This window comes from Ruegeria sp. H3 (genome assembly GCF_056533095.1).
On sequence record NZ_JBQFOD010000011.1, the window covers coordinates 112,007 to 133,103 of the forward strand.

14 protein-coding genes and 1 pseudogene are annotated in these 21,097 nt (G+C 49.6%); 11 read left to right on the top strand and 4 right to left on the bottom strand.

The features are described 5' to 3' along the window. Positions 1-96 precede the first annotated feature (96 nt). Together ACR0JE_RS14115 and ACR0JE_RS14120 are read left to right on the top strand one after the other, a co-directional pair. Positions 97-687, top strand: a complete 591-nt coding sequence (locus ACR0JE_RS14115) for a restriction endonuclease (RefSeq protein ID WP_480864604.1) — start codon at positions 97-99, stop codon at positions 685-687. A gap of 46 nt (positions 688-733) precedes the next feature. Then, positions 734-5,104 (top strand): NACHT domain-containing protein, encoded by a 4,371-nt coding sequence (locus ACR0JE_RS14120; protein WP_480864605.1) that lies wholly within the window; start codon positions 734-736, stop codon positions 5,102-5,104. 119 nt (positions 5,105-5,223) lie between these two features. Here ACR0JE_RS14120 and ACR0JE_RS14125 read toward each other — a convergent pair whose 3' ends face one another. Next, on the bottom strand, positions 5,224-6,051 hold the full coding sequence (locus tag ACR0JE_RS14125) for a hypothetical protein (protein ID WP_480864606.1): 828 nt from the start codon (positions 6,049-6,051) through the stop codon (positions 5,224-5,226). A gap of 75 nt (positions 6,052-6,126) precedes the next feature. On the opposite strand from ACR0JE_RS14125, the gene ACR0JE_RS14130 reads away from it, so the two are divergent. From ACR0JE_RS14130 to ACR0JE_RS14150, 5 genes and pseudogenes are all read left to right on the top strand, one after another. Beyond that, the gene (locus ACR0JE_RS14130; RefSeq protein WP_480864607.1) at positions 6,127-6,834 is read left to right on the top strand and encodes a hypothetical protein; all 708 of its coding nucleotides are present in this window, start codon (positions 6,127-6,129) and stop codon (positions 6,832-6,834) included. Then, a complete protein-coding gene (locus ACR0JE_RS14135) occupies positions 6,831-8,789 on the top strand; it encodes a Mu transposase C-terminal domain-containing protein (RefSeq protein WP_480864608.1) in 1,959 nt (652 codons plus the stop codon). The genes ACR0JE_RS14130 and ACR0JE_RS14135 overlap by 4 nt, the downstream gene beginning before the upstream one ends. Beyond that, on the top strand, positions 8,786-9,775 hold the full coding sequence (locus ACR0JE_RS14140) for a TniB family NTP-binding protein (protein WP_480864609.1): 990 nt from the start codon (positions 8,786-8,788) through the stop codon (positions 9,773-9,775). The genes ACR0JE_RS14135 and ACR0JE_RS14140 overlap by 4 nt, the downstream gene beginning before the upstream one ends. Continuing rightward, a pseudogene (locus ACR0JE_RS14145) lies at positions 9,772-10,125 on the top strand (TniQ family protein); the annotation flags it as partial. The gene ACR0JE_RS14140 and the pseudogene ACR0JE_RS14145, both read left to right, overlap by 4 nt. A gap of 165 nt (positions 10,126-10,290) precedes the next feature. Then, positions 10,291-11,568, top strand: coding sequence for a hypothetical protein (locus tag ACR0JE_RS14150; RefSeq protein WP_480864648.1), 1,278 nt, complete (start codon positions 10,291-10,293; stop codon positions 11,566-11,568). Here ACR0JE_RS14150 and ACR0JE_RS14155 read toward each other — a convergent pair. After that, a complete protein-coding gene (locus ACR0JE_RS14155; RefSeq protein WP_480864610.1) occupies positions 11,565-14,933 on the bottom strand; it encodes a DEAD/DEAH box helicase family protein in 3,369 nt (1,122 codons plus the stop codon). The two genes, ACR0JE_RS14150 and ACR0JE_RS14155, sit on opposite strands and share 4 nt — an antisense overlap. A gap of 1,274 nt (positions 14,934-16,207) precedes the next feature. On the opposite strand from ACR0JE_RS14155, the gene ACR0JE_RS14160 reads away from it, so the two are divergent. The 4 genes from ACR0JE_RS14160 to ACR0JE_RS14175 are packed head-to-tail and all read left to right on the top strand — an operon-like array spanning position 16,208 to position 19,940. Beyond that, positions 16,208-17,068: a zinc metalloprotease gene (locus ACR0JE_RS14160; protein ID WP_480864611.1), complete on the top strand. Its 861-nt coding sequence runs from the start codon at positions 16,208-16,210 to the stop codon at positions 17,066-17,068. Further along, positions 17,041-18,432, top strand: a complete 1,392-nt coding sequence (locus tag ACR0JE_RS14165) for a trypsin-like peptidase domain-containing protein (RefSeq protein WP_480864612.1) — start codon at positions 17,041-17,043, stop codon at positions 18,430-18,432. The genes ACR0JE_RS14160 and ACR0JE_RS14165 overlap by 28 nt, the downstream gene beginning before the upstream one ends. After that, entirely contained in the window at positions 18,429-19,523 is a 1,095-nt protein-coding gene (locus ACR0JE_RS14170) for a hypothetical protein (protein ID WP_480864613.1), read from the top strand. Before ACR0JE_RS14165 ends, ACR0JE_RS14170 begins: the two co-directional genes overlap by 4 nt. Positions 19,524-19,544: 21 nt before the next feature. Continuing rightward, positions 19,545-19,940, top strand: coding sequence for a peptidoglycan-binding domain-containing protein (locus tag ACR0JE_RS14175; RefSeq protein ID WP_480864614.1), 396 nt, complete (start codon positions 19,545-19,547; stop codon positions 19,938-19,940). Between the two features lie 5 nt (positions 19,941-19,945). On the opposite strand, the gene ACR0JE_RS14180 is transcribed toward ACR0JE_RS14175, so the two are convergent. Both ACR0JE_RS14180 and ACR0JE_RS14185 read right to left on the bottom strand, forming a co-directional pair. Continuing rightward, on the bottom strand, positions 19,946-20,431 hold the full coding sequence (locus ACR0JE_RS14180) for a hypothetical protein (RefSeq protein WP_480864615.1): 486 nt from the start codon (positions 20,429-20,431) through the stop codon (positions 19,946-19,948). Between the two features lie 53 nt (positions 20,432-20,484). Beyond that, positions 20,485-20,814, bottom strand: coding sequence for a hypothetical protein (locus ACR0JE_RS14185; RefSeq protein ID WP_480864616.1), 330 nt, complete (start codon positions 20,812-20,814; stop codon positions 20,485-20,487). Positions 20,815-21,097 lie beyond the last annotated feature (283 nt).

A 21,097-nucleotide genomic window follows, 5' to 3' on the forward strand; every position in this document is an offset into this window, starting at 1 on the left:
CATTGATCGATATAGCTCAGCGCACTGGCAGACGGCCTTGTTGTCACACACGATGCTAGACATACTCCGTCAAAGATTAATTCTATGAGGACGCGATTGTTGAAAGCCGCAACCAATCCGAGATGGAACCCCAATAGTCCCGTCGAGGTCACGCCGGAAGACTATGAAAAACAAGTTGTTTCTTGGCTTCAATCCGCGGGGCGAGAGCTTCAGGGGTTCACTGTCAGTCACCTTAAAAAGATACATGGCGATGGTGGCGAATACAGCATTGATGGCTGGGCAGAGTTCGAGATATTTGGGGGTACAAAAGTCTGTGTCCTGATCGAGTGCAAAACGCACAGACGGCCAGTAAACCGAGACGCTATTCTGGGCGTTCACGCAAAAGCCCAAGCAATTGGCGCTCAAAAATCCATAGTGTTCTCTACCTCGGGATTTCAGCGTGGTGCTGTTGAGTTTGCAGCGAGCGCAGGTGTTGCATTGGTGGTTTTCGCGGACGGCAAGGCGACCTACTTCACTCGCAGTAGTGACGTGCTGTCAGAAGCATACTATCCACCGGGCTTACCAAAATTCGCGGGGCAGATGGTTCGAGCAGAAGCCAACAAAACCACAATTTCGGTTCTAAATGATGAGCGGATCACCCCATTGGCAGATTGGTTTAGGTCTGAAAGCGACAACCACCCTGGGTAGTATTAGGACTACCCGGAAATTAGCGATGCAAGAGAGTGTAAATTAGTTGGCCGCCGATTATATTTCCTTGTCCCGACGTTTTTTAGAAGTCACCACTGACGATTTCGAGAACGAATCTGAAAACATATGGGCATCACTCGCGACGCACGAGATGGGGAAAACGTGGGAAGAAATTCTCTCGAACGATGTTTCTATTCTCCTTGGCACCGCTGGTTCAGGCAAAACAACCGAAGTTCGGCAGCAAGTGATGCGACTCGTCGCGGCAGGGCAAGACGCATTTCTGTTGCGCTTGGAAACTCTACAAGATGGGGACTTGGTCGGCTCATTCGACTTCGAACTGGAAAACCAAGTTGAACGATTTAAAAAATGGAAGCGGTCAAAGAAGGGCGGATTCCTATTTTTTGACGCTCTCGACGAGGCACGCTTGCCGTCTTCACGCAATGAAAGTGCATTGGAAAAGGCCCTCGACGTTGTCTCTCAGGAAGTCGGGCGACGAGAGGAAACCTTGCATGTTTTGATTACCAGTCGCCCAAGCGAGTGGCTTGGGGATGGCGATGTAAGACGTCTAACTCGTTTCATAAAACAGACTCGAAATGCCAAACAGGACCTAGGGGCAGACGGCCCAACACACAGGATCTATCGCCTAGCACCGCTGGTGACTAAGGACATTGAGAAGCTAGCTATTTCTCGCGAAGTGAAGCCTTCGGACTTTATCAAGTCTGTGAACGCCCATCTTTCTACCGGTCTAATCCAGCAACCGTTAGACGCGCACCTATTCTTAGATGTTTGGGAAAAAGCCATTGATGAAGGCCGCTCCCCCGATGACGTCTTCAAATCAAGACTTCAAGTCATGCGTGATTTGGTTACGTGGCGGCTATTCGGGCGATCTGAGAACAAAGATCGATTGAACATTGACATTCACCGGGCACGCAAGGCTGTAGCAAAACTTGCAGCCTTCGTGGTTTTGTCAGGTAAACAGGATTTTTCCGTCCTACCGTTGGCGGCAGGCGATGCCATGAATGCAGCAAATATTCTGTCTACAGATGTGGAAGCTTGGACACCTACAGAGGTTCGTCAGTTGCTCGCTTGCGGGCTGTTTCAGCCATCTCTTGGGGGTCGCATCAGGTTCGCGCATCGGGAGATACGGGACTTCCTCGCTGCTGAGTACTTCGACGAAAGCTTGCGAGCAAGAGCACATTCCGAAGAAACAATCGCGCCACTTCTTGCCGAGGGTCTTGGGCGTCGGTCGATCCCACAGTCAACAGAGCACGTCATGGGCTGGTTGGCGGCCTTGAATAGCTCAGCAAAGGCGGTTGTGGCGAGTGTGAGACCGGCACTGCTCATCGAGACTGGAGATCCAAAGGCGCTTTCTGTCGGCGACAAGGAAGTCGCGCTACGCAGTCAAGCTCGTCTGTATGATGACCGTCGATACAGAGGTGAGTGGTTCAATCATAATGATGTAAGGCGCTTCACGCACTCTGACTTGTGGCCCATAGTCGACGAACTTCTGGACCAATCCGGTTCTCCTGAATTGACTGATTCTTTGATAGAGGTCGCTCGGTTTGGTCAGATGGGTCCGCTTGCAGCCAAATTAGCGGGATATGTTGGAAATTCAGAAATTGGCTATCGTAGCAAAGCGGAAGCATGTGCTGCCCTCGATGAAATAGGTGATGAGTCTTTTCGTGCTGATGTACTGTCAGAAGTCCTGACAACCCCGCCGCCGGACGCCGAGGATACGGATTCTGCTCCGAACTGGAATATGTTCCTGTTGAAGGCATTGAAGTACAGCTTTGGCGAAGCCAACTTGCTCGACGGGATTGCCATTCTTTCGAGAATTCACAGAGAGCGCTCTAACTATTCATCCGCAACATCTCAGTATTTGATCGAAATACTTGAGGACCTGCCGCGGCCCCAAAAGCAATTGTGGCTGTCAATATTGCTGCGCTTTGCACTTACCGGCCGATCCGAGAACCGCTACCGAATGCCCGATGCTTCGGCTCGCTATAGAAGGTTTGTGCCCGCCATTGTCTATTTGGCTTCTGAGTTGTTAGGTGATGAGGGGCTACACCCAGACGATGAAGACTTACTTGATGCTATCGAGATAGCGATGGGCAAAGACCACAGGATCGACGTATTTGGCCGCAAAGCGCCTACAAAGAAGCTCGCGAGCAGCCTTCGAGCGCGACCGGATGTCAAACACGCCCTCGTTCAACGACGAGTAACACTGTTTTCTGATCAAGTTCAGCGGCACCGCGTTCCGTTTGGGGCGGTCTACCCTTTGGAATTTGATGATAAGGAGGAAAATGGAGACGTTTTCGATCAGTGCGATGTGTCCCACTTTTGCGAACTCGCATCAAAGGCCTCCGATCAAAATGAGCGAGTGTTCTTACTTGACCTTTCAAATACCATTTTAGGGAAGCTTCGAGGGGAAGAGCATAGGAATGCGTTAGGTGAGTTCAGAAACTATTTGAGAAAATATGGGAACGACGATCAGCGGCGACAATTCGGCATCCGCGGTTGGTTTCTTCGAACAAAATCTCGCTTCCAACATAAATATCGCTATGACGCTCAAAGTTGGTTTTGGGACAAGAAGGAAGCCGTTCAGTCATGGAGAACCGCCCGAAAAAATCGAAAATTCATCTCGAATAACCGAAAGAGCATTGCTGCTGGTGAGTTTGATAACAGCAATGCGATTTGGCTTTTCGATAAGGCTCCAAACGATCTTGGGACAGGGACGATCCGCGCAGTCCAAGAGGAATACGGGTCTAAGATCGCGCAGGTATTCAGCGATGGCCTGCGGCAGTACTGGAAGGCCAACGATACGAGTTACGCTGAAAGACGAAATTATCTTGGCCACATCGGCCTAGCTGGCATCAATTTGGATTACACTTTTGGAGAGTTGCCCGGTGATGTCGACCTTGCACGCAAGGCTTTCCGCTATGCGTTTCATGAGTTGGGCAGCTTTCCCGAATGGGTTGATGAGTTAGCACAAATTTTCCCAAGCCAATTTTGCTCTGAGATCAAAGCTGCGCTGCTGGTGGACTTCATGACTGAGCGAGGTGACGATGATCACCACGTGTCTGATTGCGTGAGTAAAATCGCCTACTCTGGTGTCCGTACTAGAAGCTTGGTGGCGCCGATGCTCCTGCGGATGATGATGCGTGCTCTTCCAAAGAACCGTCGTGATAGAATGCTCTGTCTAGACATCGTGGCCCGCGCGCACTCTGTCGAACAAGGCCCGCTTTCAAGGTTCCTTGCCTCGGGCTATCGAGCGGCGTTGACCCGGTTTGATTTCAGAGAGGCTTGGGTTTGGCTTGACGGTCTTATGAACGCGAACTCAAGCGCCGCTAGAAGCGTGTTGGTCTCGACCTTTGGTGATCTCCGAAGCACCGGGCAGAGGGCGCTGTTTTTCGAATACTTGGGTCGCGAGGGATATAAACCTGCTCTGGAGGAAGGAACGAACCCAGTGCGGGGCGAGTATAAGCATGATGCAGGTCTTCTAGAGTGGTTGGTTCAGGCGTCATACTTGGTATGGCCTCCGGAGAAGGATTTGAAGCATGAGGATGTGTACTCGCCAGGTAAAGAGGACCATGCTGAGAGCAACAGGCGAAACTTCACAAATATGTTGGCGGCCTTTCAAACATCCGACGCTGTTAGCGCTTTTGGCAGACTGGCCAAAGCAAAGGCGCTTTCGAGCTACCGAGATACGTTTTTGTATCAGATCGAACTGATGAAGCGAGGAGCCGGGAGAAGGCCCGAGTTCTCTCCTGATGAAGCAATTCAGTTCCTCAACGATCAATCTAAGCCACCGGCGAATGTGGAAGAGTTCAGGAAGCTTTGCCTAACGCATCTTCAGACGCTTCTCGAGCGGCTACACACGTCCGACGATGATGAAAGCGCATTTTTCAGGCGTGGCGAAGCGAAAGAAGGCGACTTGAGAAATTGGCTAGCCGCCAGACTTAGAGAGGTAGGGGAGCGCTACTACACGGTCATCAGGGAACAAGAAGTCGCTGGTGAGAAGCGACCTGATCTCAGGTTGCATTCGAGAGTAGACGTTTTGGGGAAGGTATCAGTTGAGATCAAGCTTGCCGACATGGCGCATTGGAAAGGTGATCAATTGGTCGCCACTCCTGATGAGCAGCTCTCAAATCAGTATCTGTTCGAAGCTTCATCTCACACTGGCATATATGTTCTCGTAAATGCTTCGCGTCCGAGGAATGCGGTGAAGGATAAAAAGACCAATAAGGTCAAAAGAAGCGCCTTCCGCAAGACTGTCGCTGGCAAAGTGGTGAACTTCGAACAACTCGTTTGGCTGGTGGAAGAGAAGTGTGCAGCAGTAAATCAGGATCTCACTGACGGTAAGATCGTAGTCGCAGTGACGCGCGATATCTCCGAGAAACCGTCTGACACTATGTAAACAGACTCTGTACACCAAACGGCCGTTTAGCCAATTCTGTGCTTTGAAGGCGGCACCAATAGCGAAAGTCCGCTTCCTACCCTGCCTTCAGGTTGCACATGTCCGCTTGGTGCTTTTGCTTACTCCTGAACCACCAAGTCTTCAAAGCGCTTGGCTCCAGCTTCCGGTAACGTCGCAAAACGAATTCCATCAAGACCGATTTCATCTCTTAGCTTTGCTAGCTGCCTAAGGTCGTAACCGGAGTCTTGAGGAACAACCAATAGTGCCTCAGGTACGAGCCTCCTTAGGAGCCATAAATAGCCCAGCGTGTTTATTGTGAACTGTCTTTCTACTCTTGTCCTGTGCGCTTTTATTTCGACTGCTACTTTGGGCTTTCCGTTAACTTCAATGACGTAATCTGGATACAGCGAACCCAAGATTCTTCCGTCTTTGAGCACGGCGTTCTCGGATCCAAACATCTTGTGTCCATGTTGCCTGAGGAAAGAGAAAACAGTTTGGTCAAAAATTTGCGCGCGTTGAGGAGAGGATAATTTTGAAAGATCTGCATCCGATTGTTTTTCTGCTCGCTCCTGTCGGAGTCGGTCGAACTCGGCCTTTAGCTCGACTTGTCTCATTTGTCCGCCGAAGACCTGAGGCGCGAGCCTTTCAGCAGTAGTCGGATCTAGTTCTTCTATTTTCATCAAAAACATGACCAGGGTCATACCTAGCCAAGCTGGTCTCTCTTTTTCTACGTCAGGAAATCTCTTTTTTAACCACTTGTATGCTTCGAGTGGGTTTCTCAGGGTATGAGCCCGCTTCCCTCTTAGTTCCGCTACCGAATTTAGAACCTCCGAAGACGAGCGCAGGTCATATTTTATTGGGTCTTCGACCGCTTCTGCTAGGGCCTCACCAAAGTCTATCCAATTTTCTCTTTTTGCCACGTCTTCGAGGCCGTTGCTTTTTCGCATCGGTTATTTCACCATTATTGCGCGACGCCAATAATAAATTGCAATGAGCGACGCTGATATTGTAGGGAATACCCTATGAAAATCGACAGTAGAGCAGAAATTCCTGCGCGCCAAGCTTGGCGAAGAGGGCAAAAAAAGAAGTCCCATTTCTTGTCTGCAAGAAAAGCGCAGGGCGTGATCCAGACTGAAAGTGGGTTGGAGGCAAGTTTTGCTTTTGGTTGCGACTTGCATCCGAAGGTTAAGGCCATCAGGCCGCAACCCTGCACATTCGATCTGAAATCAGGTCGTGTTTATCCAGCAAAATCGGAGCTCATCACCAAGTTCAAGGGAACGGGATACAAACCAAAACCTTATACCCCTGATTTTGAAGTCATCTGTTTTGATGGCCGGAAGCTTTTCGTGGAAGTGCGACACTCTAGATTGTTGAAGCACAATGAGAGCACGTTGCTATTGCCAAACATCTTTAGAAGCCTCGGTTTAGAGCTTCTGATCCTCACCGATCAATTTCTTGCCAGAGATTTGGTGCACAATATCCGATCTCTGCATCCCTACATTCGGAGGTCTCCGACTGACGAGTTCCTTCGCAAACTGTCTTCAATTGAAGCACAAACGTTCCGGCTGGAATTTCTCCTGAAAGAACTGGGTTGTAGCAAGATCGATGTACTAAGTTCAATCGTTTTGGGCCACATCTCAGTTGATCTTAGAGCAGGCATGCTCCGACCCAAATCTGTTGGACGGTTAGCCCACGGCCAAAAGTCTCATCTGGAGATCTTTCCACTGTGACGCAGCAAGGCCCCAACTATGTCGGATGGAATGTTCTCATCGGAACGGAAGCTTTCGTGGTCAAGGAGTTTGATCATCAACGAGACCACGTTTCGCTTCAGGATGAAGAAGGGACATACAAAGAGATTACCAATGAAGAATTCAGGACGCATTATTCTCTCGGTGTGGTAAGCAGCCCGCATGTTCATGGTACGACTTCCAAAAGACTGGGTACACCAGAAGAAAACAACGAAACGTACTTTCGAGAACTGATCCTTGTCAGAGCAACTGAACTACAAAGGCAAGGATACTCGTGGGCTAAGATTAGAAACAAATTGGCAGGTGAGTTCGCTGCGCATCCGCTTCATGTAAATCGGAAGAAACCTTTTCCGACTGTAAGGACCATTCAGCATTGGCGCACCCAGTACCTACTTTCAGGAAAAGCAGGTCTACGATCCAAGACAAGTAATTCCGGCAATCGTACACCGAGGTATAACGCGGAGTTCCGGGAGGTCGTTTTGGATCTTTTGGAAGAACATTTTCTTAACAACGACCTAAAAACTATCACTTGGATTGCCCGGCAAGCCAAGCGGCTGTACCTAAGGCAATGCAAATCCGAGGGCAAGGTGCCCGGCCCCTGCGGAAGAAAGTGCGTTGAAGCAATTGTTTACAGCCTGCCACATGCCGGGCTTCTAAAACGGCGGCTGGGGGATGAAGAGGCAAACAGGCGCTATCTTATGGCGCTGGAGTACCAAAGAGTATCAACCCCGCTCGAAAGAGTAGAACTGGATTGCACCACGCTCGATGTTTGGTGCGTCGATGATGACGGAACCCCAATTGGTCGCCCCCACATTTGCGTAGCAATCGACTGCGCAACCGGTGTTATTCTTGGGATGCAACTCAGCTGGAGCCGTCCCGACACTGCATTGGTTTCTCGAACTGTAAAGGAAATTTTGGAGCCCAAAACACCAACATTTTTCATGATGCACGGTATCGAGAACGATTTTCAGACAATTGGGACGCCCCAGTTGTTGATTACAGACCAGGGCACCGAAAACAGCGGTGACGTCTTCCATACGATCATCGATTGTTCGAGTCTGGAATGGCGCAAGATGATCCCAGGTCGACCGGATAAAAAACCGTTCATCGAACGTTTCTTCTTGGAGCTGAGCCGGATTGTCACTCAATTCCCTGGTGCTTCGCAGACGTCCCTCATCGGCCCGAGAGATCGGACGGAAAAGGCACAAAAAGAGGCCTGCCTGACTTTGCAAGAGATTGAAACGCGACTGCAAAAATGGCGTTACGACGTGTACTTACGCATGCCCAGGCGACGCGTACAACACGTGCTCCGAAGACTGGAATCTCCGATGCAATCTTGGCTTAGGACTTCCAAAGACTGTTTTGTACCAATGCCCCCAGATCCCCACGAACTCAGAGAGATGTTTATGGTTCAGGCTGCGACGAGAACTGTGCAACGGTACGGTATCTCCTACGGCGGAGTGACATACCATAGCGCTGAACTTGCCAACTACTTGAAAATGGTCGGTGTGCCTGCGACGGTCGAAATCCGCGTTGACCCGAATGACATTCGAGAAATTGCGGTTCTGGATCGCCTGAATAATGAGCATTTTTTCGTGCCCGCAAAGTATGAAGAGTGCCCGGCTCTATCCTTCGATGAGTTGGCGAGACTGCGAAAGCAAACTTTCACCCCGGAAGACGAAGAGCTTCAGGAAAAGGCGCTGATCGCTGCGATGGCTCTGCACCTTTACGAAGAAGAACCAAAGGCAAGGACAAAGACCGCAAAGTCTCGGGAGAAGGCCGCCAAAGAGGAGCGAAGACAGGAAATCTTCGCCCAATCCAAGAAAGTCATGGATAAGCACGGGCATTCAGAGCCCGCGTACAGGGCGGAAAAACCTGAGTTTGATCTGCCCAGCAAACTGCCAAGTTTTGTCTCTAAAGGAGGGTGTCCGCAATGACAGAGCGAGTGTTTGAAGTTCTGAACCGGACAATTGAACATCCGAGCTATGTGGTTGCCAAAGACCAATTGGTTGAAGCCGTCTCCATCTCTCGCAAGTTAAACGGCGCCGCAGTCTTCTTGTCTGGGCCTACACGTTGCGGAAAGACGCAACTCTTGAATGACGTTCAAGTTGAACTCGGCAAGCGACCAGATCTCAGTAGCGACCTGCTTGAATATTCTGGTTTGAGCGGAGCAAGTGATTTTGTCATCGGAAGTATTCCGACCAAACCAAACAGTAAGACACTGCTTACAGCGATGCTCGAAGCCGTTGGGGTCAAAACCGGACCAACCCAAAGCGCGCACGATTTACAGGCCCGTCTGTGCTTCGCTGTGCGTGAAAAAGGTATTCGCACAATCGCGTTGGATGAATGTAGCCATTGCGCCGAACGAGGTGCTCATCTGTCAAAACGTGGCGCAACCGACCATTTCAAATGGCTAATCGATCAAACAGGGGTCACGTTGATCCTCGCCGGTTTGCCTAAGTTTCAGGGGCTCATTGATGAAAACGAGCAATTGAGGGACAGAACGCTGTCGACTATCGAGCTGTTTCCGTATGCTTGGTCGAGTGGCGCCGATGCTACAAGCTTTGCCGCAGCGTTCTCTGAAGCTCTATGCAACATGCAAGCCGCCGGTGGCCAGTTTGACTTTGATTTCGAAGAACTGGTGGTCAGATTGTACGGCGTAACTGGAGGTCGCGTTGGAATGCTTGTGCGCATCCTCCAAGTGGCCGCGCTCAAGATGAAGTCGACGACGCTGACATCCAAGATTATCTCGGACAGCGCAATTCAGTTGACGCAAAAGAGCCTAAACGCTGGTTACTTTTTTGGGGAGGAAGCACCTCAGAAAATCGACCTTGTTCGATCCTACATCCATGTCATGCAGGACGCTGGCTTGGATGTGACCCCAGAGTCACTCATTGACCTTGAAGCGTTAGAGGCCGCATGACATCGAGACGCTCTGACTTTCTGAGACCAAAAAATTCAGAAAGCCTGTTGGGCTATATTAGGCGTTTAGGGCGAGCAAAAGCACACTACTTCACGTCGGATTTTTTGGCAGAACTTGGCAATCGATACGGGCGTCAATTGGTTGATGATATCGCCGCAATTGAAGAGGAGTTGAGGGTCCCGCCCGGGACACTTGAACGTCTCGCACCTAGCTCGCCACCGAAAGATCCTAGTAGAGACTGGCAATACGAACGTCTTCACTCTGACCCAGTTTGCCCACAATGCCTCGCGGAAAAGAAACCATATCAAGCGCTATGGCGGCACTCCCTGGTAACTGCATGTCATGAACATCGATTGAGGCTGGTTGACGTTTGTCCAAATTGTTCGGAGAGATTGACACCACAGGTGGGTGGCTATCGATTGTGCAGTTGTGGATTTCCTCTTGATAAACTGCCACGCTATCAAGCTTCAGAACACGAGTGCGATGTAGCATCCGCAATCTCAGGCACCGGTCCATTGATCCCACATGCCGAAACCGGAACCAAACCCCCGAGCAACATCGGTAAATTCGTTCATTTCCTAGCCTCTGGGTTTCAAGCTAGCCGTACGGGTAAGTTCGGAAAAACGAAAATTCCGAAGACCGTTGAAGACGCGGTTCGACTAATGGCGCCGGTCGAATCCCTTTTGGCAAACTGGCCGCATGGTTTCGAAAATTATGTGAAAAAGCTGCTGCATGAAGGTGATCCCGATGCAACTTCTGCTCCAGAGCGGCTTGGCAACTGGTATCAGCGCCTAATGCGGTTTCGAGAACCGGAATACGATGTGTTTAAGGACGCAGTGGCACGTGTGATCGAGAGAGAATTCAGTGGCTTCCATCCGGGTCGTTTGGCGTCTACTTCATCGAGAGAGTGGTTGCCCGCAACGGAAGCGGCACGACGACTCGGAATTTCTGCACAGCGTCTCGTTGCGGCAGTCCAGAAAAAAGAGATCGCTGGCAAGATCAGTCAACGCGGATTTGGACATAATCAAACAGTCGTTCCCAAATTCGAAGTTCTCAACATTGCAGCAGATCGTCGGCGCTTCTGGAGCGCGGCAGAAACATGTGACTATCTGGGAGTTGGACGTACACAATTCCAATTTCTCAAAGAACTTGGTGTGGTCGGTGAAGTCCCAGTTTCAGATCGGCCACCGCTCGTGGATGGCCGGTTCCACTCGAATTCTGTAGAGGAACTTGTCTTTAAGATTAGAGCATCGGCCACTGAATTGACGGGAGAGGCAGTTTTGTTCAAAGAGCTTACGCTTAATCGAACAACTGACAAGACGGCGCTGAAGAAGCTCATTCGTCTCATTTGTGAAGGTTCTATCGCTGCTGAATTGGAAGATCAGGATGTCCTACTCGGTGATTTCAGGTTCCAGAAATCGGACGTCGAAAAGGTTCTGCGATCTGAGCGGCACTCGTTGGACTGGACTGCAAATGATGTCGCGAAGTTAACGGGTTGGAAGGCTCAGGCGGTGACACATTGGTGCAAGCTGGGCCTGCTCGGATCTCGCAAAGTTCCGCACGGCCCAAGCGAGTCTTTCTTGGTCAGACCACAGCAGCTTGTGATCTTTCAAAGCGAGTACATGCCCGTCGCGACACTGGCGAGGTCAAGAGGTACAACATCCCGAAAGCTACTGTCCGATTTTGAGAGCAAAGGGATTGAGACACATGGCGCGCAAATTGAAGGCAAGACGACGCGAGGGCACCTAGTAAAACTAAGTGACCTGGCTTCGCTGCTGTCTGAGGCCGCCTAGTGCTCGCCTGCACCATCCGAAAAGAACACCACTGAAATGCGCTGTCCAATTGCAGGTTCATGGTCGCGTGAAACCTGTTCAGCTTCTTCGATGACCCGGACCATCTTCTCATGGATCTCTGCGGACGCCTGATGATCGCTTTCGAGCTTTTCCAGGATAACCTGAAGCGCGATGTACCCCTTGGGAAGACCCTCATAGGCGAAGCTATCACGCACTTCGTGTTTCGCTTTTTCCCAGAAGGGATCAAGTTCACGGCTCCACGCCTCACACACCATTTCCACGGCAGGCAGTGCCATATGGCCAAACAATTCTTGATCACTGAGTTCGACACCACCTTTGCGTCCCATGAACTCGGCGCAGGCTTTCATGAGGCTCTCAACGCGAGCGGGGCGCAAGTCCCACTCGGTCAGCTTGCCAATCTGCTCTGAAATCGTCTCTAGCGCTTCAGAGAGATCTTCCAGTGACATGTGGGCGTGCTCCATGCCAAGGCTTCTGGTCCGTTCGTATGCAGTCTCCAGCGATTGGGCGCAGGTTAGCTGGTCGCGTTCCAGTATAAGGCCCGGCGCAGTATCTTTAAGAAGCAGCAGGCGAGGCGGAAAGAAGCTATTGCTCTTGCTAAGTCCTTTGAGATGTAGCGCCGTGAATTTCTCACGGGCCGATAGGAGCGCCAACTCGGCGCCCCAGGTGCCTTGGATTTTGGCCTTGTCGATGAGTTTGTAGCGGTCTTCTGGGATTGTTTGCTTGGTGCGTTCCAGCACGTCGTGAAAGTTATTGTCGCGAAGCAGCCGTGGGGATCGCAGATATTTTACAACACTATTGAGGATCAGTTCTGCGTCTTCGGTGCTTTCTTCTAAAACGGCGTCGATTAGCGCCTCCCCAGCCAAAGTTTTATAGTTCTCTATGCGCTGGGCGATTTTTTCGTCAGATGCAAACTGACCTACTGGCACATCAACAAGGTGGTAATTGACGACCCCGAACTCACTATCGATCCTGTCGATCCTACCCAGACCTTGGATGAGCTCTTTCAGGTTCGAGGTCAGACCAAGCAACACCAGCGTGTCTGACGACTGAAGGTTGATGCCTTCAGCCATCTTGTAAGTCAGAAAAACCGATGCAGATCCTTTTGGTTCGTTCTTTCCTCCAGGTCGGAAGTAAGACTCCACGGACTTGCCCTGTTTGATACGCTTGAAACTGTCGGGGCCATCTCCAAAGATCGCCTTCACGGCGCGATCTTCACCCTTGGTTTGGTTTCCCACGACATAGTTGGTGTGGTGGCCTCTGCGCGACAGCGCTTCTGCAAAAATCTCGAGTGTGTCCGTCCGTTCTGCGAGAAAGACGACCCTGTCTTTTTCGTTTTGTATTCTCAGGCACGCCTCATACCGCTTCTCATCAAGCTCCTTGAGAACACTGAGACCCAGTTTTTGGTTTAGAGCGTCGCATTTCTTTGTGGGTTCAGGCGCTTCTATTCCCAGTGCCGCGAACATGTCGGACTGGCCGCGGTGGGATACCTTTTTCTTCGATTTTCCACCACGCTCGAACTCGCGAAGTGATTTGCCAATAGCTCCATGAGACATCTCCCAATGGGCTTGGGCAGCACTCACGCGCAGAATGTTCAAAAGGTTTCGGATGTAGAGCTGATCCTGCGTGCTTTGTTGCGTGCTGACGTGTCCGAAGCGGCTTTTCTCGACTGCGGTCACCCTACCGCCAGGCGCAAGTTCTTTGCAGAGAGCCACAATCTCATCCAGGCGCGTTTGCTGAGGCTTTGTCACGTTAAGTTTCTTCGGGCGCCCGTGGTTTTCTAGTTTTGGGTAACTGTGCTTCTTGGGATCTCCGTCCTCGCCAATGCATCGCCTTTGTCTGCGTGTCAAAAACGGCGAAACCAACTGAGCGAGTTCGTTGCGAGCCTCTCGCGTGAGCGTCGTGTCGGGCTCTGATAGGACGGCAAGTTGCGCATCCTGGTTGAAGATATCCTTGGGAACATGGGTTTCGCGCTCGAATAACTCACCCATGGCCTGAATGAAGGTTGGGGTCATGAAAATGGACGCCCGCTTCTCCTGCATATGGGTCAACCAGTCGACATCCCGGTTCCCGAGCAGCGTTGCTGACAGACAGACATTCCAGCTTGGCGGGGCAAGTTCGATGGCTGAGGCCATTTGAGATGCTTGTTCAAAGCCCGGTGTAACTGTGTGGCTTTCATCGATTATCAGAATGCCAAACTGATCGAGCCTGAGCCCAGATTTTTCTTCATCGCCAGCGCCGCGGAGGTGTTGTTTGGCAAGTTTGCTATTCGCGACAGGTTGGAGCGAGTTTGTCGAATACTTGCGCCAACTGGGAATAACTTTGGGCGGGGCAATTACAGCCGCATTTTTTCGCGCAACGCCATGGACGGGGGAGCGGGGCACGACTTCTGAGAATGTATTTGACAATGCTTCGGCCAGGTGACAGCCGATCTCTGTCTTTCCTGAACCGGTTGGCGCTTCTACGAAGGCGATGCCATGGTCATAGACGATGGAACACGCCTCATAGGTCAGCTCCTGTTGATACCCAAACAGCGTATGGCTCGTGATCTCTTTTCGGGCGCCAGTGAGCCAGGGTTCAAACCCCTTTTGCTCCGAAATTGTTCGCGCCATCGCGTCTTCAGCGGTCACCGGTTTGATAAGCTTTTCGAGTATCTCCAGCGCCTCGGTATTCCAATCGACAGACACATCCCAAGCCTGCTCGGCGGCTTCTGTGCGTTCGACCTGAAGTTCATGCGTGCCCGCATCCAGGTCATCGGCATACTCGATGTTTCTGTAGAGCCCTGAGTAGGAAAAGTTTGCGGACCCGGCGACGGCACCTTTTGGGGAACTGACGATTTTTGAGTGTAGCCGCCGATCCCCAGATATACCCAACTTGCGTTTGGCGAGCTCCGGATCGAAGACACGCAGATCAATTTTCCCGGTTTTGATGGCGTGTTTTGCCAGCACCGCGATAAGATCGTGATCCTCTTCCACTTGAAGCCCGGAGCGCTCCAGCCAGTAGAGTTTCATTTCTTCGGTGACTGGTTTGGGGTTGGTCAGCCTTTTGGTATTCGCAGTGTCGATCCCGAACGATATCCGGATCCGGATATCGCTGTCGTTTTCCAGATCCCTCAGCTCGGGCAATTCCTTCATCAAAATCGACAGCGAAGACAAGAAGTCCTGATACCCGGTGACAATCAGGCAATCGCCCGAGGTGATATGGGGTCGATAAAGATTGATGACCGGCCGGTCGATATTGGTGCCGACCTTCGCAACTGGTTCGGCATCAAGCTCGCTTGCGGGCTTTTGATTTACTTCGGTAAGCTGCTTTGGCTTGGAACGCAGCCAATCAGGGAGTGAAAACAATGAACAAGACTTGGTTTTAGGACGCTTAGTCTAATAGTGATACTGCGGGCATCGTCCTTCAAGACATCACCGGAAGAAACATTCGTTTTCCTGAAGCTGTCGAAAACGCGCACCGGTTTTGCGGCAGAGAGCCGGGATTTCGAGATTTAACATAATTTGCAAATATAGTGCGGTTGCAGTCTCACAGGCCAAATACCCGCTCCATCCGAACAGTCGCCATGGGTGAAACTTCGATGAGTTGCAGCCTATAGCCCAAATTACAAAAAAGCATCACCGCACAATGAGGTCGGCGACGAGTAGAAAGAGAATTTTACAAAGTTAAGCAGCGTTCCCCTTTTCGACGGTTATCCTGCCATCAAACGCCGCGGGTTAGTTTCTCCATTTAGTGCGTTGGTCCGCAAGGCAACAACAAACTGGACGCCCTGATGTATTAAACAAGGCTTCTCTGAAGCTGCTTAGGCAGATAGCGTTCATGATAAAGCGCGACGTCAAAGCGTGGGTCATGTCTGCCACTTGATCTCGTCACAGTGCGCATGAAGCAAACACAACTAGTAGTGTTTCAGCCACAGGGGTCTGGCTCTGCATAAGTATACTAAACAGTCAAAGGAAACCGCATCCTGAACCAAGAAAGCTCAAAAATGCGAACTCAATGGAAAGCGGGTAAGACCAAGGTAGTTTTTTGGTGACTTTTTTTGCGCATTGTGTATCGTTTTCTAACCTCTTGCCAACTGCTATAGTCAGTCGGCTGAAGCAGGAAAGTGTCGCGAAGAGTGCGAATTAACTTATTTCAGTGCTTCTAGTGGTGGAGTTTCACTGGCGAGGCGATGGCTGTTTTGGACTATGCAACGTATTTCTTTAATTACGCTTATACTAATTTTGGGACCTTTGTCGTGTACCCAAACTGAGCCAGACTTGGTTGACAAAACTTCGGACGAACAAAGTGGTTCTAACAAAGAAGTAACGGCTGATTGCGCACTTAGGCAGTTGGCCTTTGATAGCACCTACCAAAAAATAGGAGAGCAACGGGGTTCGATACTAGCTGGGTGCAAAGGTCCGTACGAGAACTACGTAACTACTGCAAGGGAACAGAACGAGTACCGACTTACTGATCAGGCACCCCCACCAAATTGGATATTATCAAAGGGAATAAAGTACGAGAAGCTGTACCAGCAGCTGAAGGTGCGTGGCGTCCCTACCTCAGTACTGGTTGAACTAGCGCGAACAGCGGAGTTCGAAGCAGCAGTTGAAGAGGTTTCAACGAGGAGGGTGATTTAGTGTGTGATTCCAACGGTATCTCTCGTAGGGGATTTTGGTGCGCTGGTTCAGCATTCCTGCTGAGTTTCACTGGTTTAAGAAATAGCTTGGCGCAACCTGCGGGCTATTCTGATTTTGATTGTTCCACTATCGTTCCGTCTGTAGATCAAGTTTTGGAGACTGAAAATGCCGAGAACGATGAATTGTTTGAAGACCCAAGTGGCAACTTGTCCCCTGAAGGAACGGTTCGAAGAGCTCTAAGGTGGCGAAAAGGAGACAGTCAGAAAAAGGCATCCGAAAAGATAGTTTTGGGTGTCGGATTTCTTGATGATCCTGGTGCCAAGTGGATTTCGGAGGTTAAGAAGAGGGCTCTATTATGGACAGGTGCCGGGGGTGGGCGCTTGGGGAGTTTGATTGAATTCGATTTTGAAATTCCAGCTGAAGACTGTCACATCAGGGTTCGTCGAACAGGGTTAAATACCCCCGCACGCAACAACTCGAGGGTTGGGCGCAGTGCACTGAATGTCACAAACCGCAATAAGGAAACTATGAATATCTATAACTTGGACTCAGTGATGCATGAATTTGGACATGCTCTTGGTTTGGTGCATGAGCATACGAATCCCGGTGTTCCAGTTACTCTATTGAAGCAAGAAACCATCGCATACTATCACGAGAAATTTGGTTGGAATGCAATCACTACAACGAGAAATTTGTTTTCCACTGGTGAGAGGTGTCTCAAAGATCCTGCGTATAATGAAGCATCTATAATGGGTTACAGAATTCCACAGCATATAACCAAAGAAAAAATCGATCTTTATCCAGGAAAAGAGATATCCTCCAGGGATTTAACATGTGCAGTTTCACTCTACGCTACTTAGCCGTCAAATCGATTGCCGTATTGGTGCTCGCATTGTCACCGGGAGCAATTCTGGCAGATGACGCAAAGGCAAATGGCCTAGTTGCGCTTTTTAGTAGTGTTCCAGAGAATACTGACCGAACCAACTATCTAGGAACCGGTTTTGTTGTCGACGATTATTGGATGATCACTGCAAGGCACGTCATTGAAAAGGCGGTTGTGGCACCAGGATACAGCGTTAACAACCCATTGCTAACGATACGACCTCAAAGCCCAATGTCGCAAGATAGTGTTGGTTTCGTGAGAGGGACGCTAAAGTGTCCAACTTCAGACGGTAAACCAGTAGACGTCTGTTTTCTTCAACTTGTTAAGAACGAGGCGAAGAGGGAACTAGATCCGTTCACTGAATTCTCCTGTGACTTTGATGAAAATGATCCAATTGAGGTGCATGGGTTTCAGGCAGGTGAGCAGGGCGTTGTAAAGGACGTAGCTGGAAAAATAGAAAGCACGAAGGCAAGTAAAGTCATTCAATACGTTTCTGGTGGTGACCTACTAGAACATACTACCCTTGCTAGATCGACATTAAAAACGGCCCCCGGTTTAAGTGGATCACCGATTTTTCGCAAAGGGACCAATGTCATACTAGGAGTACACAATGGACGAGGGGGAGACCTAAAGTATTTCACACCACTATATTACGTCGACAAAGTTAAACTGTCGCCTGCATCCACTGATGTGTTCAGTTGCTACGGTAATTCAGGTTCATCAGGAGATGGAACGCGAAAAATATCGTATGTTATGAAGTACCTTGCTGAAGCGGATGTCGCTGAATCTGAAGAGGAAGTTAGGCGCTTGGTTTTTAATGGCATTTCTTATGTTAGATCCCTCGCAGGGGATTCACTTTCTGGTGCCGCCGCGCGGCAATATGTAGAAGGGGTTTCTGTTCACGCTACGAACGATGCTGTCACCGGGTTTGAGCAACTTAAAAACCTATGGAGTGATAGTCAGCGCAACATACTACAGATACTTCATGGCGAACTTGTGCCTTCAGGCGATCCTCAAGCTCCGTACTCAGTAGAAAGTGTAGTTTATCTAGGTTCTTTAGCGGCTGATATTGGCTTTAAAAACGCTCCAGATCAATTTGAGATATCCACTTCGGGCAGAATCGGTGACTATAGAAAAACAGCCGATGGGCATCAACTCGTCACACTATACGCTATGATCATGGAAGCGATTAGGCAAAACCAACCTGAACATGTAACACTTGGTCTGTTCTCGTTAGCATTCTCAATCAGAGACACTTTAGCAGGTGCGGGCCAACTCACAGGAGACTTAGTTGTTCTTTCTGAAGTTCTCGAACGCTTGAAGCTGGAGAATGGGCTGTGAATTTTCTCAAGTCTACCTTTGGGGTTTTGATAATCGCGGTGCTCCTGCTGCCCGGATATCCTCTGAATGCTCAAGAAAGCCCCGGTGCCCCAAAGGAAAACATCATTATGCTGTTTTCTACTTTTGAGGGGGATGAACGCTTTAGTTCCAGCCTGGCCAATCTTGTAAGGCTGCAAATTTCTTCGACCTTTCGAGAGGCTGATACTGGAAATCGTGGGCGGATGATTTGGTCAGAGACACCTTTGACAAGCCATGAAGAGAGCCGGTCCAGGGCTTTGCGACTAGAAAATTTGGCACATGTCGTAACTTGGGGTGATGTGTATTTGCTGCAAGATGGTGTGGCTTTGCAACAGTACCTTTCTGTGTCCGAGTTGTTTTGGCGGCGTGGCAGTAATGACTCCCCACCTCCGGGTGTCTGGCAGATTCCAGTCCCAAGCACTGAAAAGCCGAACCAATCCATTATTCTGGGGCTGCCCAGGAACCTGTTCCGGCTACCAGCTGTGCTCTATAGTAGTGAGGCAGCGGCTCGCTACGACTCGCTTGATGGATTGCCGATATACAGCGACACTAGCTTTTCAGAAGTCATTGGACGAACACAGAAGTTGTTTCGCGCCTTTCGATATACTGATAACGCGGTCAATTTAACCTCGGGTGGAGTTAATGGTTGGGTGCCGTTAGATTATGTTTCTGAGGAGAACAATATTGCGGTGCAGTTTTCTTCTGCTGTGTTTCGAACCATCCGAGGCGACTATTCTGGGGTTCGCGAAAACCTAGAGGTCGTGCTTGAAAGTAAGCAATCCGATCTTATGCTTCGCACCGATGCCCTTCTTTTATTTGGTCTAAGCCTTGAACTCGAAGGAAGGAGTGGACTGCGTTACTTTTCCGCTGCACGCGAGTTATTGCCATTGGACTCGGTGGTGGCTCGTTACTATTTGAGTGGTTTAGTTCGGGAAATTTCTCGTGCGGATGACAACGAAGAATTGGTTAAACTACTCGAAACTGGTTTGCAGGAATCTGAGAGGTTGTTCGATCCCGACTCTAGTTGGTACGGTGCCCTAAGAGAGCACTCTTTGGAAATAATTGTACAATAAGCAATATTAAAGGAGTTTACCATGAGGAAAAAAGTCCTGATTTTGTCGCTACTTGCTTCACTATCGTTGAAACCGGCTTACGGAAATGGATATCAGGGTTATATTGTTTCACTTGATTCAGCGTTACAGGTTCTCATTCAGGAAAAACTGTTGGAGCAGGGGTTTGATCCTGGTGTCATTGATGGAAAATACGGACCAAATACTAGGAGGGCATTACTCGCTTTCCGCGAAGCCAACAATATTAATGAAGGCGAATATAACGGCTTGTTAACTCCTATGTTGGCACGAAGCTTACTGGGTGTAGAGATTGAACCTGGCGCAAACGGGGTAGAACTAAGTGACAAAGAAGAGCTCGCGCTAATCGAGCAGTTAGGCCTTGTGCCAACTAAAGGCGAATGGGGAATTCTCCCAGATTGACCAGATCATTGACCAATTGGAAGATAAAGCTCACCTGCGTTAGCCCCGTACTCTGAACGAAGGGCTAGAAGTTTCTGGGTAATCTGACGATGTAAATCGTGAGCCAATCGCTGGTTGCCGGTTTTTACAGCGTTGATATGCTCTCCAATCAGAGTATCAATGCTATTGATCTCTTCTATCGGTGCGTCGGTGGTTTTCAAGCCGTCTATCACAAAAGAGCGCTGATTTTCAAGTTGCTCAATATACTCGCCTTTGCCGACCTCTCCTTCAACACACGCAATGTAATTTTCGTATGCTTTTTGTGTTCCCTGCTCCGAAAGGTCTGCTTCTTGAAACAGCGCGCCGCGTATTTCCTGCTGCGCATTTGCTGATAGAGTTCCACCTAATCTCAGTTGCGCCAGTTCGGCCTCCAAGCGAGCGGATGTTTTTAACCCAATACCGGCGCTGCATAACGCTATTGTGTTCCGTACACTTGGATCGATAGGTTCCATTTGACACCCGTTCAACGCGAGAATTGGGACAAGTATGGCAACGGGCAAACGCATCAGCTGGAACCTAAGTAGGCACTCAAATCACTTAGAACACATTCATTGTATGTCTCATAAGCTTTTAGAACATTTTCATTCGATAGGCCCTCTTCTGTAAATGCGATGCCGCGGATAGCATTTGAAATTGAAGCAGACGCCTCGATACCACTTTCGCTCTCCAAAATTGCCTTGATGTCAGAAGAGAGCTGAAGCTCTGCCTCGTTAGTTATCTCAATTCCCGACGAGCACAATGCTACTGCATTTTTTACATCACTTGAGAGCGCGTCTTCAGCTTGAGTACATGCTGTTAAAGCAATAAGTAGTGTCAGTTGAGAGATTTTATTCACTATTTTTCCTCCGAAGAACTTCAATAATACTGATTAGTCAACAAGAAGCTAAACAAGATGGACTTTCGAGTGTCTTTTGCTCCATTTTTGCTTCCAGAAAGAATTCATGTTTTTTACCGCCAATCGAATAAATTGTACTCGATACTAACGTGATCTCAAAATACATTGTGCTCCTTTAGTATCCAAGCCCTGAAGCAAGCTGGGTGACTTACGGTCTTACCTGCTTCAGCTCATTCTGCAAAGAGTAAGGCTAGCAGTATGACAACGCCAAGAATTGTGTATT

Excerpts from the sequence above, each read along its gene's own strand:
- ACR0JE_RS14180 (WP_480864615.1), bottom strand. The coding sequence starts at position 20,431 with ATGGAACCTATCGATCCAAGTGTACGGAACACAATAGCGTTATGCAGC.
- ACR0JE_RS14175 (WP_480864614.1), top strand. The coding sequence starts at position 19,545 with ATGAGGAAAAAAGTCCTGATTTTGTCGCTACTTGCTTCACTATCGTTG.
- ACR0JE_RS14130 (WP_480864607.1), top strand. The coding sequence starts at position 6,127 with ATGAAAATCGACAGTAGAGCAGAAATTCCTGCGCGCCAAGCTTGGCGA.
- ACR0JE_RS14165 (WP_480864612.1), top strand. The coding sequence starts at position 17,041 with ATGTGCAGTTTCACTCTACGCTACTTAGCCGTCAAATCGATTGCCGTA.
- ACR0JE_RS14125 (WP_480864606.1), bottom strand. The coding sequence starts at position 6,051 with ATGCGAAAAAGCAACGGCCTCGAAGACGTGGCAAAAAGAGAAAATTGG.
- ACR0JE_RS14140 (WP_480864609.1), top strand. The coding sequence starts at position 8,786 with ATGACAGAGCGAGTGTTTGAAGTTCTGAACCGGACAATTGAACATCCG.